General features: G+C 41.0%; 10 protein-coding genes. All 10 read right to left on the bottom strand.

From position 1 onward, the window contains the following. Nucleotides 1–70 precede the first annotated feature (70 nt). The 10 genes from B2U56_RS00325 to B2U56_RS00275 all read right to left on the bottom strand — a co-directional run bounded on the left by B2U56_RS00325 (nt 71) and on the right by B2U56_RS00275 (nt 13,824). Nucleotides 71–1,384: a TRAP transporter large permease gene (locus B2U56_RS00325; RefSeq protein ID WP_286951448.1), complete on the bottom strand. Its 1,314-nt coding sequence runs from the start codon at nt 1,382–1,384 to the stop codon at nt 71–73. Between the two features lie 9 nt (nt 1,385–1,393). Then, nucleotides 1,394–1,852, bottom strand: coding sequence for a TRAP transporter small permease subunit (locus B2U56_RS00320; RefSeq protein ID WP_286951701.1), 459 nt, complete (start codon nt 1,850–1,852; stop codon nt 1,394–1,396). A 151-nt stretch (nt 1,853–2,003) separates the two neighbouring features. Beyond that, entirely contained in the window at nt 2,004–3,071 is a 1,068-nt protein-coding gene (locus tag B2U56_RS00315; RefSeq protein WP_286951447.1) for a TRAP transporter substrate-binding protein, read from the bottom strand. Nucleotides 3,072–3,879: 808 nt separating this feature from the next. Further along, nucleotides 3,880–4,881 (bottom strand): uroporphyrinogen decarboxylase family protein, encoded by a 1,002-nt coding sequence (locus B2U56_RS00310; RefSeq protein WP_286951446.1) that lies wholly within the window; start codon nt 4,879–4,881, stop codon nt 3,880–3,882. 118 nt (nt 4,882–4,999) lie between these two features. Further along, on the bottom strand, nt 5,000–5,620 hold the full coding sequence (locus B2U56_RS00305) for a GntR family transcriptional regulator (protein ID WP_286951445.1): 621 nt from the start codon (nt 5,618–5,620) through the stop codon (nt 5,000–5,002). A gap of 513 nt (nt 5,621–6,133) precedes the next feature. After that, entirely contained in the window at nt 6,134–6,925 is a 792-nt protein-coding gene (locus B2U56_RS00295; protein WP_273313094.1) for a carbon-nitrogen family hydrolase, read from the bottom strand. Between the two features lie 218 nt (nt 6,926–7,143). Continuing rightward, nucleotides 7,144–7,512, bottom strand: a complete 369-nt coding sequence (locus B2U56_RS00290) for a hypothetical protein (protein ID WP_286951443.1) — start codon at nt 7,510–7,512, stop codon at nt 7,144–7,146. A 410-nt stretch (nt 7,513–7,922) separates the two neighbouring features. Further along, nucleotides 7,923–11,117 carry a type I restriction endonuclease subunit R gene (locus B2U56_RS00285; RefSeq protein WP_286951441.1) on the bottom strand — a complete coding sequence of 1,065 codons (3,195 nt, stop codon included), beginning with the start codon at nt 11,115–11,117 and terminating at the stop codon, nt 7,923–7,925. After that, on the bottom strand, nt 11,118–12,353 hold the full coding sequence (locus B2U56_RS00280; RefSeq protein ID WP_286951439.1) for a restriction endonuclease subunit S: 1,236 nt from the start codon (nt 12,351–12,353) through the stop codon (nt 11,118–11,120). Beyond that, nucleotides 12,343–13,824 (bottom strand): type I restriction-modification system subunit M, encoded by a 1,482-nt coding sequence (locus B2U56_RS00275; RefSeq protein ID WP_286677220.1) that lies wholly within the window; start codon nt 13,822–13,824, stop codon nt 12,343–12,345. The genes B2U56_RS00280 and B2U56_RS00275 overlap by 11 nt, the downstream gene beginning before the upstream one ends. Between the last annotated feature and the right edge of the window lie 13 nt (nt 13,825–13,837).

Raw genomic sequence — 13,837 nt, 5'->3', positions numbered from 1 at the left:
AAAGTACGGTGGACTGACGGGGCCTACAACTATAGCAAGCCCCGTCACATCAACTATCTATTTTTCTGTATTATCCAAAAAGAACCTCTGGAAGCCAAGTAATTAATTTAGGAAATATTATACAAAGGGCTAAAGTGACCAATTGAGTTATGACAAAAGGTACAACGGAGCTATAAATATCTGACATAGTTACACTCTTTGGAGCAATTCCTTTCATCATAAACAACATGGTGCCAAAGGGTGGTGTAAGGTAACCTGTCTGTGTATTTACAGCGTAAAGAACACCCAACCACAAAGGGTTAAAGCCATAAATGGGAAGAAGGGGGAGAATGATAGGAGCTGTAATCATCAAGATGCTCCATGCATCAATCACGAAGCCCAATGCAAACCAAACAATCTGTATGGCTATCAACATGGTCCACCAGCCGATCTCGTATTTCTCAACCAGCCCTATAACCAACCTGGAGGCACCCATTCCCATGTATACAGAAGCGAAGGCTTGGGCGGAAAACAGGATCCACATCATAAATCCCTGGATTTTTATAGTTGCGTAGGCTGAGTCTCTGATTAATTGCCAATTCAAGCGACGGTGGATAGCGCTACATACCATGGCACCAAACGCACCTACAGCGGCAGCCTCAGTTGGAGTAGCAATACCAGTGTAAATTGAGCCCAGAACAGAAACTATTAGTAAAAAAGGAAGAATTATGCCTTTAAGGGATGCCATTTTTGCCTCCCAGTTAGTTCGCTCTTCATAGGGTATAGGAGGACCTAAGCTTGGATTCAAGTAGCATCTTATCAATATATAAACAATGATCAGGGAGGAACAGAGCAACCCTGCGCTCATCCCCCCAGCAAAGAGCCCGCCTATCGATACTTGGGCGATAGTTCCATAAAGAACCAATGCTATGCTGGGAGGTATGAGGGGGCCCAAAACCCCTCCTGCCAAGATACAGCCAACCGCCAATGACTTATCATATCCCCTTTTAAGCATGGCGGGAAGGGCCATAACACCCATAACCACCACACCTGTAGAGGCAATCCCCGACATGGCGGCCAATAGGGTGCAGACTATTACAGTACCAACTGCCAACCCGCCTTTCAAGGATCCCATCCAGCGATACATCATCTCATACATATCCTCGGCTACACCAGACTGTTCCAATACTGCTGCCATCAACACGAAAAGGGGACAAGCTACCAAAGTAGTGGTCGACATCATTGAATAAGTTCTAGCAACAATAATAAAGAAAGATTCAGGTCCCCAAAAAATGGCGGTAAAAATGGCGGCTAGTCCTCCAAGAACAAAGGCTACAGGAAGTCCTAGCCCCAAAAAAAGAAGCATGCTGCCAAATAGGAGAATCGAAATAAGCCCTATATCCATAGTATCACCTCAGTTGTCTTCAGTAACTTCGGTGGCGACTCCGGCAAATAGCTCGCGACCGGTCACGGCTATATAGAAATCCTTGATGGTTTTGGTTAATCCCTGAAGTAACACAAGGGTGGCTGCCACTGGTATGGTAAGTTTAATTGGCCAGACTGGGGGCCCCCAAGGGCTATTGGAGTATTCCTGCACCATCACGCTTGCCCAAGCCCAAGGCACGCTTTTCCAAAGCAAGATGCCCACAAATGTATAGAACAGCATCCAGGTAACAAGATCAACTACTGCTTTTGTCCGAAGCGAGAAGCGCTGATAGAACACCTCTACATTGACAAATGCCCCCCAACGAAGGGCATAGGCTCCCCCAAGAATAAAGTGCGCTCCGTAAAGCATGCAGGAAGTCTCGTGAGCCCAGATCGTAGGTTTATTAAATGCATACCTCATTATCACCTCATACACCAATATGAACATTGTCGGATAGATAAGGAAGCCCAAAATCTTGCCCATCCAATCATTCAGATTATCAACGAATATTATAAATGTTTTTAAAAAACTCAATCGCCTCACCTCATTGGGCATTCACATTAACAAATAAGATGTTAATCCCCGCTGAATAATTGTCTTAATCTATGTAGCCGTAATCCTTCATAAACTGTTTAATAATCTCGATTCCCTTAACAACTCTTGGATCTTTTGGCCCAATTTCCTTGGCGATTTTATCTAAATATGGCAACGAGAACTCATTAGTTATTCTGTCTATATCTTCCTTGCCCCATTCTATGTAGGTGGTTCCCCACTCGGGGAAGGACTTGTTGAACATCTCTCGCTCCTGCATCCAACAGATATCGGCATAATCTTTTGTAAAAGCAACGGCAGCTGTTTCAACAATAGCCTTCAGATCATCTGGCAAAGCATCCCAAGCCTTCTTGGATACCCAGAGCTCCATCCCCTGGGGAGTTTGCCATGCGGGACCTATAAAATATGGGCATACTTCATGGAGCTTGAGGTCGCGATATAGCCACCAAGCGGTGCCACTGCCGTCAAGAGTTCCCATAGCAATAGCCATATAGGTCTCTGGATGAGGGAGCATAACCGGTGCAGCCCCAAAGTGTTCCATTGTGTCCGACATGGAACCAAAGAACCTTACCTTGAACCCTTTAAGGTCATCCACTGAGTTTATAGGTTTTTTGCTCCAGAAGTACGTGTTTCCTACATTATGATTACCCAGGAAGTGGATGCCCTGCTCAGCTAAGCCCTCTCTTATCAGAGCATCGATTCCCCTGCGATGGTATAGTTCGTTAAATTCATCGTTGCTCCGGCAGACGAAGGGGGGCAAATTGCCCGACTGTAGCCAGCCTACAGGTATGGAACCTCTCCAAAACAACCCGCTAGTATTGGCCATTTGGATCATATTTGCCTGTAAGGAAGGAAATACCTCTTGGTAGTCTACAAGTTCTCCAGCGTAGTGCAAGGTAATATTTAGCCTCCCGCCAGACATCTCACGTACCCGTTCGATAAAAGGAGGAATGACATATTCAGTTGAAAGGGCTCCAGGTGTATGGTGGCTCTGAAATTTCCAGTTAATCACCTCTGACGGCTTCGCTATGGCTTGCGAAGGACAACCAATAACTATCAGACCTACAAACACTGCTACAGCTACTCTCAATGCAATCAAACTTCTGCATTTCATCGAAATCGCCTCCTTCAAATTAACTCGATATTCTCTGAAACCTGTGTTTATATGTACCTCCTCATTTTATTTTTGCTGATTACACACTATATAGCGCGAAATCAGAGGGGGAACCAGCAGATTTTATCCCGTATTTAATCTTGCTTATATCTGCAAACTTCAGAAAGAAACCACCTTTCAATGAGCATACCCTCAGCGAAGCTACTTCTGATACTCTCTTACCATCGCCATTCTCGTTGGAATATTCGGTAATTTTTGCATAAAAACATTACACTCCAGCTATATCGCTGAGCATTATCCCTGTACCTGTCTACATACAGCAAAATCAGAGCATCGTACCAGAACCCCTCAATGATCTTTATATCTGGTACATCTAAGAGCTTCTGAATCTTTGTTGTACTCTATATACTTCTTGCATCGTGGTCTCTTGATACTTCAGGGAGGGTGCTTCTCTAAATACTCAAACACTTCAGATTCTTAATTACCCATACCAACTCTCATGGTTACCTCTTACAGGGTAATTCTGGCCTGTGTCTCATTTACTCTTTTTCTCGTTCTGCAAGTTTCTTTTGTATCAACAATAAGAAATCATTTAGAACTAAAAGCAGTTTAATTTACTGAATTGTATAAAAGATTTATCTTTGTGTCAATAAAAAATATTAAAAATTTTGTAGATGGGCCAGAGTTTTGTTCTGTTTACTTTGGCAAAAAAGACTCAACCCCCACTGGTTACCCAGGTGGGGGTTGAGTGCACTGAAAACTCCTTCGAGATCTAGCCTGGCAGATTTTGAGTGCCGTGCTGTTTGACTTAAAGCTCTAGAAGCAGTTTTTTGGCCAACTCAAAACGATCTTCATTAATGCTAGACGGAACACAGCAACCGGGACCTAAAATAATTCGACCATCAGATACCTGCTGAAGAGCATCAAGCAGCTGAGCCTTGAGTTCATCGTCACTACCATTAGGCAAAACAGTAAACTCATCAACCCCGCCAATTAGAATCTTATCGCCGCATAATTCCCGTCCTTTACGCAGGTCTATATCTACCAAACGATCATGCCAATTCAAAGCTTGAACTGGATATTGGCTCATCATTTCAAACATCGGAGCATTGCCATGCATGTGCATAATGTTAAACCACATTTTCTTTGCATGCTCAAGGATACTGAGATCATATGGGCGACCAAAAGTTTCATACTCAGCAACACTCATCTTGTCATAATTGCCCAGCTGACTTGCAAAGAATATTCCATCGGCACCAGCGTTTACTAATTCCTTAACATAATTAATTGTTGTCTGGGTAATGGTTTCGATTCCTTCTCTAAATGCCTCTGGATTTTGCCTCATATGGATAAACATTTTATCGCCGCTCATTTTTTGAGCCGTTGTCAAAGAGTTAAATACAGTAACTACAACAGGCGCCTCGCCTTTATAATGATCGATAACACCTTTTGCCGCATCTATCGTATCTTTCATAGAACCTTCATCCATGGGAAGAACATGGAGTTTTTTCCAATCTTCTACATTCTTGATCGAATAATCTGTAACGACACCTACACCAGCGCATGTATTGGGCCATTCACAATCTCTGGTGGGCCATTTAATTTTTGAACCCCAATCCTGTATAGAAAACAGCCCTTGATAAGTTACTTTTACAAAGTCCCAATGGAAACGCTCCTGGAATTGGATCGTTTTCTTGATTAACATTTTGGGGTCTTCATCGTAAGGTGGGAAATGTTTCCACAAATTGATAGCCGGTGTTTCTAACCTTTTTCCCTCTAATAGAGCTTCAATTCTCTTGATCGGTTTCATAGAAATCCTCCTTATTCTTTGTGGTTTAGCAATATGAACTGCTCATGCATGCAAAGCTCTGCATATAGTTTTGACCTCTATATCCGAACTAAATCATTTGACGAAGCTGAACATATCCTTAATACCGCGTCAAATACTGGATAATATGAAATTCTGCATTCTTTAAATGTTTTTTCATAAGAGCAGTTGCTTCCTCTATATTCTTTTCTCTCAAACTAGATACTAACTGCCTATGAAGGTTAATAGTCTCCGAATGGAAACTTAACGTTTTTAAATAAATACGCTTATATCGATCGATACTTTCGTGAAGGGAATTGATTATAGCCAGGAGTCGAGGTCTATTGGCGTATTGGTAAAGAAAAGAGTGAAACCTCCAGTTTTGGTCGCTCCATTTAAAAGAATCTTTTTCCAAACTTGCTTCTTCTATAAGTTGTTCTGCTCTATCAAGAACTTTGTCGGAAAAATTAGGGAAGGCGAAACGAAGTGCCTCTGTTTCTAAAATAGAACGAATTTCAAAAATCTCTTTCGCTTCATCGGGGGAAAGCGTGGAAACGACAGCGCCTTTATAAGGATAAAAAGTTACCAACCCCGCTGCCTCTAATTGCATCAACGCTTCACGAACGGGAACGCGACTTACTCCAAGCTGAAGGGCAATTTCATCTTGTCGAAGCTGTTGTCCACCAGTTAAATACCCTCTTATGATGGCTTCCCTAAGACTTTTTAAAACCTTTTCCTTCACCGTTTTTGCACCACCAGAACTTATTGGGGGTAATTGGGCTAAAGACAAAATCACATCGCCTCTCTTGCAATCAGGATAAATAGTTGACTCTCATTAATTTTATACAATACTTTATATTATATTTTATATGTTCTATGATACTAATCATCTAAAGAATGTCAATGGAACAATTGGAATAATGTGTAGGTGGGCTAGAACCTTGGCAAAAAGAAAAAAAAACGGTTTTCCAGTGGAAAAGATGTTAGGGAAATGGGGACCACGGTCACCCCATCCCAAAAGGATGAAGAATGGGGTTCCGGAAGGACATATCCGGACATGGGGGAACACAGAGAGGCCATTCCGCTCCTGTAGAAAACTCAGCGAAACAGTAGTCAAGCCACAGAAAAAGATACCCCGATGATTCAATTAGAATAAAATTATATTTAACTGAAAATGACTTTATAACGGCCCTGAGACTTGACTACAGTCAATGTTGAGGCAATATGGCCTATGAGGAAGCACTTCTTCAAATTATTAGTCTAATTTATATGTCGTCGGTTGACGGTCACGAAACACGTTGATTGAACTACGAATATCAGCAATTATAGAAAGATCCAACTCTGCTGTAATTATCTCCTCTTGTAATCCCGCACGCACAAGCACCTTTCCCCAAGGATTTATTAGAGCAGAATTTCCTCCATATTTTATTTCGCCTGCTGTACCGCAAGAATTTGTAAAAGCAAAGAACATCTGGTTTTCAATAGCTCTCGCTTCAGCAAGAACATTTATATGTGTAATTCTAACTGACGGCCATTGAGCAACAGCAAACACTACATCCGTTCCCTGTAATGCCAGCGTTCTTGCCAGTTCAGGGAAGCGTATATCGTAACAAATGACTATTCCGCAAATCACACCATCTAGTTTAAAGGTGCTGATGTGATTCCCCCAGGAAAAATAATTATGCTCACCCAATGGAGTGAACAGGTGAATTTTGTCGTATTCGGCGATACACAAACCCTCTCTATCAAAAACAAACGCTGTGTTGTATATCTTGTTTTCACGCCTATTGCCAACAGAACCAGCTACAATATTAATATTTAACTCTTTCGCTAACGAGCCCAACTCCTGTTTAGTACGTTCCCCGTTATTATCACAAAGTGCAGTTAGGTTGTCTTTAGGGAAAAAACCAATATTCCATGTCTCAGGGAGAACTACTACATCCGGTTGTTCGTTTGCTACCGCCTCTCTTATCAGATTCTGTGCATGAGCAAAATTATAATCAACATTGGCCAGTTTCATATTCATTTGAATACAACTAATACGCACGATGAACCACCTTCATAAAAACACTCCTATCTTAAACTTCTGCTGCTACAACCTTGATACGATATTCAAATATCAGCTTTCAACCAGGAATCTTATCGTTCAAGTCACCACCGACCATTTTAGTTAGCGCTGAAAACAAATATGAATCATTATATATTAGTTTATTAATGCACAAAAAAACCACTATTACAAGTTTTCTTGCTTCAATTCCAATTTCCTTACGAAGCATCTTCGTCGATTAAACTAAAACCGCAAACTTCTGAGACATCCCCTTTTCGTTCTGAATGGTACCCCCTCTGGCTTTCATATCCAATGTCAAGATCATCGATAAACTGCCCCTCATTGACTTCAACTGGAAGCAACGGCATGAGTCGGTATCCCTGGTCAATTCGAACAGAGTAGACTCGTGTTTTCCTGTTCTTAAAGCTTTTTAGCTCCTCAAAATGGAGGCCATTGTCTTGCTGTATCGCAGTCAACGTTTCGGCAAAGCAAAGCTTTTCGATAGCCTTGATGGTCTTCTTCTGAACCATTTGCGGCAGTGAAATCAAGGACTTCTGGTACTCATTACTTAAAGCAAAATTGAGCATTGCAGTAACACCTCGATTTATTTTGCTATTCGCAGATCATTTCACGATTATCCAATTTCAACATTTGCAACTAATTTATTTTTCAAGAAGCAGGTCAATACCATATTAAAAGTAAATAGATCCTCTTTAACTTTCATCAAAGCACAAGGGTATTCAATATGTCACGTAGTTTCTTCAGCTCTTCACAGGTCAGCGTTATTGCCTTTACTCAATTTGTATGAGTTGAATCCCAATCTCTAAGATCGTATTTAGGTTCTCTATCGTTCCAACTAACGAGGTTCAATTCTTTTTGCCACCCTTTTGACGACACTGAGAGCACGCCATAACTCTCTTTTATTTCATACTTTATATCTGCCATTTTGACTTTCCTATTAATCAATTTCTGTTTATGCCTTTCGAAAAACACCTACTTAGCTTCCGTATGCAACTTCTTTTTGGCACATGAGTTTTGCCTGCGCTATCACAGTATCCACTGCTTGGGGAGTTTTATCCGGAGGGTAGTTATAGCGCTTCAACAGCCGCTTGATGTCCATTTTCATCTTTGCCTGTACATTTTCACGAATAGCCCAGTCTACGCTGATATTCCTTCTAATAGATAGCGTCAGGTCTTTTGCTATCTGCATTAAGATCTCGTCTCCCATAACATCCCGGGCCGACTCATTATCAGCCAGCGCATCATAAAAAGCTAATTCGTCCGAGGTAAGCCCCGTGCTCTCTCCACGTTTTTCTGCGCCACTAATTTCTTTGGCAAGCTCAATCAATTCCATAATTACCTGAGTGGTTTCAATAGTTCTGTTCTGATATTTTCTTATGGAGGCTTCAAGCATTTCAGAGAACCTCTTCGATTGAACAAGGTTGCGTCTTGAAAAGTTTTTGATGCTACCTTTGAGCAATCGATTCAACAACTCCACTGCCAAGTTTTTCTGCCGCATTCCTTTTACTTCCTCTAAGAATTCATCTGAAAGAATAGCAATATTGGGTTTCGAGAGACCAACAGAACTTAAAATATCAACCACTTCATTAGAGGAAATCGCCTTTGAAATCAACTGGTTAAGTTCGTTATCTAGCTGGGATGTGGTTTTCTTTTTGCTCCCGTCACTCATTATTTTGAGTAGACATGCCCTTACGGCTTTGTGAAATCCTACTTCAATATTAAGTGTTTCAGCAGTATCTGTTGTAGCACACAGCGAATACGCCCGGGCCATTTCCGTCACTAGATTAATATAATCGTTCTTTCTATCTTCTCGAAGTCCAATAATAAAATCCATTGTTTCCGTAATGGCTTGCATCTTCTCACTCTGCCTGCCCGTGAAAAATTTTTCGTAACTATGCCCGTGAAGCAGTTCCTTTATTAAGTCGTATTTCTCCAAAAGAACCTGAGATGCCACCTCAGTATCTACTCCGGTTGTTTTCTTATCGCTTTCTGTATATTGTGCAAGCGCATTTTTCAAGTTTTCTGCAATACCAATATAATCAACAACGAGTCCGCCTTGTTTTTCTTTAAAAACCCGATTCACTCTCGCTATGGCCTGCATAAGGTTGTGCCCGCTCATAGGTTTATCTACATACATGGAATGCATGCTCGGCACATCAAACCCCGTGAGCCACATATCTCGGACAATAACCAGCTTAAGCTCGTCATTTCTATCTTTCATCCGTTTAGCCAGGGTTTCACGATCCGCTTTCGAGCCAATAAAGGCTTGCCAATCTGATGGGTCAGAAGAACTGCCCGTTATAACAACTTTGATTTTCCCAGACATTAAGTCATCACTATGCCAATCGGGACGCAGAGCAACTATTTCTTTATAGATGTCTATGGCGATTCTGCGGCTCATGGCAACGATCATTCCTTTGCCGCCTTCGTTTTCCTGAGCCAGGTCCCGTTTTTCAAAATGCTCTACGATATCTTTTGCTATCTGATTTACCCGCTGTTCCGTCCCAACTATAGCTTCAAGCCTGGCCCATTTACTCTTGAGCCTTTCTTTCTGGCTATACTCCTGATATTCAGTGATTTCTTCGTATTCTGAATCAATCTGAGGTTTCATTTCTTCCGGCAGCTCTAATTTAGCAATTCTGCTTTCATAAAAAATCTTAACCGTTGTGCCATCTTCTACAGCCCTTGTCATATCATAGATATCGATATAATCCCCAAAAACCACTCTCGTGTTTTTATCTGTCAGTTCTACAGGTGTTCCTGTAAAGCCTATATAAGAAGCATTGGGAAGACTGTCTCGCATATACTTGGCATAACCGTACTTTACATCTGCTTCTGTTTTTCCCATTACAATTTCTGCACCAAAACCGTATTGACTTCTGTGAGCCTCATCGGCAATAACAACCACATTCCGCCGATCTGTAAGCATCGTATTTGCAGTGTAGGGAGAAGAACTTTCCGCAACCCTGCCCCACCTATTAAAATCTATCACTTTCCCTTTTGTCTCATTGGTAAAAGGGGCAAACTTCTGAATGGTTGTAAAGATAATGCCGCCGCTGGTACGGTTATTCAGAAGCTCTCTAAGATGAACTCTGTCTTGTGCCTGTACCGGCGTATTTCTTAAGAGCTCTTCGCTTTTAAGAAACGTGCTGAACAACTGGTCGTCCAAATCGTTTCTATCTGTAATAACTACAATTGTCGGGTTTTCAAGTTCTTCATCAATAACCAGTTTCCCCGCATAAAAAACCATAGAAAGGCTTTTACCGCTGCCCTGAGTATGCCAAATAACGCCTACTCTTCTATCACCTTGTTCCATCGTTGCGCGCTGGGTGCTTTGAAGAGCCTTATTTACGGCATGATACTGATGATATCCTGCCAAAATCTTTTTGATTTCTTTACCATCACTTTGGAACAACACGAAATGCCTGATAATATCAAGGAAGCGGTCTTTCAAAAACATTCCTTTAATCAATACTTCAAGCTGAGGAATACAGAGGGGTGCCACATCATCACCATCAATAGTGCGCCAAGCCATAAAGCGGTCTTCATTAGATGTGAGAGTTCCAGCTCTGGCATTTACACCATCACTGATAACCGTAAAGGAATTATACGTAAACAAGGAAGGAATAGTCTTTTTATAGGTTTGAAGCTGATTAAAAGCATCAGTAATATCCACATTCTCGTCACTTGCATTTTTCAGTTCTATAACGACCAGAGGAAGGCCATTAACAAATACAACTATATCTGGTCGTTTTTCTTTATCATGCTCTACAACAGTAAACTGATTCGCTACTAAAAAGTCATTGTTGGAAGGTGCTTCTAAATCAAAAACATAGGCTTTTCCTGTACGATATCCGCCATCTTCCTGTTTTACCTGAACGTCAATGCCATCAGTGATCATTTTTTGGAAGGTTTTATTGTTCATAATGAGGCTAGGGCTCTGAGGAAACATTATCTGCCTAAACCCATCTTCTAGCGCATCGTCAGGAAGATCTGGATTTATTCGTGCGAGAGCCTCTTTTAATCTCTCTGTCAGTACTACATCGCTATAATACGTCCGTTCAGGATATGTTCCTTCTGGAGCAATATCTGGTGCAAAAACCACCTCATAACCTAGTTCTTCAAACCATTCAAGAGCGGCTTCTTCCAAATGGCACTCGCAAAAAGCCATCTATAGCACCTCCTCAATAGGTACTCTAACCTCCCCAGACATAAGTTTAGGCAGTAAGGCATCGCGGATAGAAGACAATAACGCATTTTGATTCTCAAGCAACAATTGTTTTTGAAAATATATTCTACATATATTTTGAAATTCTAATAAAACATCTTGACTTGGAATAAGGGCGGGTATTTGCTTCATTACAGACCCAGACACTTCTTTAAACGTAGTCCCAGAGGCTCTGCTTTCTATCATGCCAATACTATTTCTTAGAAAATAATACACATATTCCGTACCTATATCACTCTTGGGTACAACTGACTTGAAACCTTGATTTGTAGTAATATTGTTCATTGCAATAGCCATATACCCAATTGGAGCACGAGAACTAAAAAGAACTGTTCCTTTAGGCATAAGCTTAACTCCACTTTTTTCAAAACCTAAGGGAGTAATATCTATGCTACCTCTAAAAATAAATTTATTCTTATTGTTTGATAAATCTTTAGGCGTTACCCAAGGAATACATCTCTTAGTATAGTAGGTTGTACAAGATTTAGACGGGGTACTTCCTCCCGCAACATCACCTAAATCTTTTACTGTTCCAACTCGCCACCCCTTAGGGATCTTGCCCAATTCGCTATCAATAAATTCACCATTTTGAAATGGTTCAAAATCGACAAACCAGCTTTTGAAGATTGCTTGAGCCATTTCCTCAAGTGTTTTATTAATTCGATTATTGAGCTCTATCTTGTCATCAAGGCAAGAAAGAGTTGCTGCGATGGCTTTTTGTTCGTTGATAGGTGGCAAAAATATATTCAAGGCCTTAAATGTCTCTTTAGTAATGGTTTCAAAAACGGAACCATGTGTATTTGCTTTTATAACTCTAAGAATATTTTTTATAGCGTAGTATAAAAAATCATTAATAGAATCATTTTTAGCTCGTATTCCGTAACATGACTGGTTAAAAGCCATCGTATAAGCTAATTGAGCCAAGGCTCCTACTGTTCCTCTTGCAGAAATAACAATGTCTCCAGGTTTCAATAATTTCGTAGAACTATTATTTAATCCTAATTCAGTAATTTTCTTTTCTGCCACAAAAACATGGCGATACTCATCATTAAAATCTACAACGGAAAGCCAAGGGATCTCACCATTCCAATATTCAGGAACAGATGTTTTTGGTGTGCCACCCCCAATGATATCGCAAACATCGCTAAGGCTAACTTCTCTCCACTCGTTAGAACTCATAGCCAATCGCTCCTAATCGCTGCTTGATCTCTTCTTCTAGTTTGTGGGATTTAGCGAACATCTCTGCCAGTTCACCTGTAAGCCGCGTCATCTTCTCTTCGAAGGGTTCGCCGTCGTCTTCCACTTCTTCTATTCCCACATATCGGCCAGGAGTCAGTATATATTCGTGCTCTCTTACTTCTTCAATATCGGCAGATTTGCAAAAACCCTGTATGTCTTTATATTCTTTTTTATTATCGCGCCAGTTGTGGTAGGTGTCGTAGATCTTTGCTATTTCTCCATCAGAAAATTCTCTATGCTTGCGGGTAACCATTGTTCCCATTTTACGAGCATCAATAAAGAGAATTTTATCTTGCCTGTTTTCTCGCTTTTTAGAGATAAACCACAGACAAACAGGAATGGTTACATTGTAAAAAAGGTTTGGTGGCATAGTAACAATGCAATCTACAAGTCCTGCTTCTATGATGTTCTTTCTTATTTCCGCTTCGGCTTTAGTGGTTGTACTCATAGATCCGTTAGCCAAGACAAAGCCCGCCACTCCGGTAGGAGAAAGTTTGCTGATAATATGTTCAATCCAGGCGTAGTTGGCGTTCTTTTCTGGCGGAATTCCATATTTCCAACGGGCATCATCTGGAATTAAGGTGTAATCGCTAACATTAAAAGGAGGATTAGCCAAGATATAATCGGCTCTTATATTTTTATGCAGATCATTTCCAAATGTATCTGCGTCTCGCGCTCCAAGATTTCCATCAATTCCCCTGATAGCCAGATTCATTTTGCAAAGTCTCCAGGTCGTAGCCGTATATTCTTGACCGAAGATGTGGATATCATCTTTTCGCCCCTGGTGCTCTTCAACAAAACGGGATGACTGCACAAACATGCCGCCAGAACCGCAACAAGGGTCATAAACTCTTCCTTTATACGGTTCAATCATGCCAACTAGAAGTTTTACGATGCTAGGCGGCGTATAAAATTCACCTTCGCTGGAACCGAATTTCCCTAAGAAATACTCATATACCCTGCCTAGAATATCTTGAGCTTTGGCTTCTTTGTTTCCGAGGTTGAAGGAAAACAAATCAATGAGCTCTCCTAATTTTGCTTTATCAAGCTCAGGCCTCGCGTAATTTTTGGGAAGGACTCCTTTTAGGTTTCTATTTTCTCGTTCAATAGTTATCATGGCATCATCTATAATTTGTCCAATGGTGCTCTGTTTCGCATTCTTTTTAATAAAATCCCACCTGGCGCTGGGTGGAACATAAAAAATGTTTTCTGCTACGTAGGCATCTCTGTCTTCTTCGAAACCTTCTTCTTCTGCTACCAGTTCGTTGTATTTTTCTTCAAAACTATCAGAGATATATTTCAAAAAGATAAGACCAAGAACAACATCCTTATAATCTGAAGGCTGAATATTGCCTCGCAGTTTATCTGCCATTTCCCATAATTTATCTTCAAATTCCAAGTTCACAGACATGGCTCTGATCCTC

Origin of the sequence: Aminobacterium sp. UBA4987 (assembly GCF_002396985.1) — a bacterium.
GTDB lineage: Bacteria > Synergistota > Synergistia > Synergistales > Aminobacteriaceae > Aminobacterium > Aminobacterium colombiense.
The sequence above is the reverse complement of the archived record's forward strand: the minus strand, read 5'-3'. Positions and strand labels throughout refer to the sequence as shown.

What these genes read in the sequence shown, in the direction of transcription:
- B2U56_RS00325 (WP_286951448.1), bottom strand. Translation starts at nt 1,384, where the DNA reads ATGGATATAGGGCTTATTTCGATTCTCCTATTTGGCAGCATGCTTCTT.
- B2U56_RS00320 (WP_286951701.1), bottom strand. Translation starts at nt 1,852, where the DNA reads ATGTTCATATTGGTGTATGAGGTGATAATGAGGTATGCATTTAATAAA.
- B2U56_RS00315 (WP_286951447.1), bottom strand. Translation starts at nt 3,071, where the DNA reads ATGAAATGCAGAAGTTTGATTGCATTGAGAGTAGCTGTAGCAGTGTTT.
- B2U56_RS00310 (WP_286951446.1), bottom strand. Translation starts at nt 4,881, where the DNA reads ATGAAACCGATCAAGAGAATTGAAGCTCTATTAGAGGGAAAAAGGTTA.
- B2U56_RS00290 (WP_286951443.1), bottom strand. Translation starts at nt 7,512, where the DNA reads ATGCTCAATTTTGCTTTAAGTAATGAGTACCAGAAGTCCTTGATTTCA.
- B2U56_RS00285 (WP_286951441.1), bottom strand. Translation starts at nt 11,117, where the DNA reads ATGGCTTTTTGCGAGTGCCATTTGGAAGAAGCCGCTCTTGAATGGTTT.
- B2U56_RS00280 (WP_286951439.1), bottom strand. Translation starts at nt 12,353, where the DNA reads ATGAGTTCTAACGAGTGGAGAGAAGTTAGCCTTAGCGATGTTTGCGAT.
- B2U56_RS00275 (WP_286677220.1), bottom strand. Translation starts at nt 13,824, where the DNA reads ATGTCTGTGAACTTGGAATTTGAAGATAAATTATGGGAAATGGCAGAT.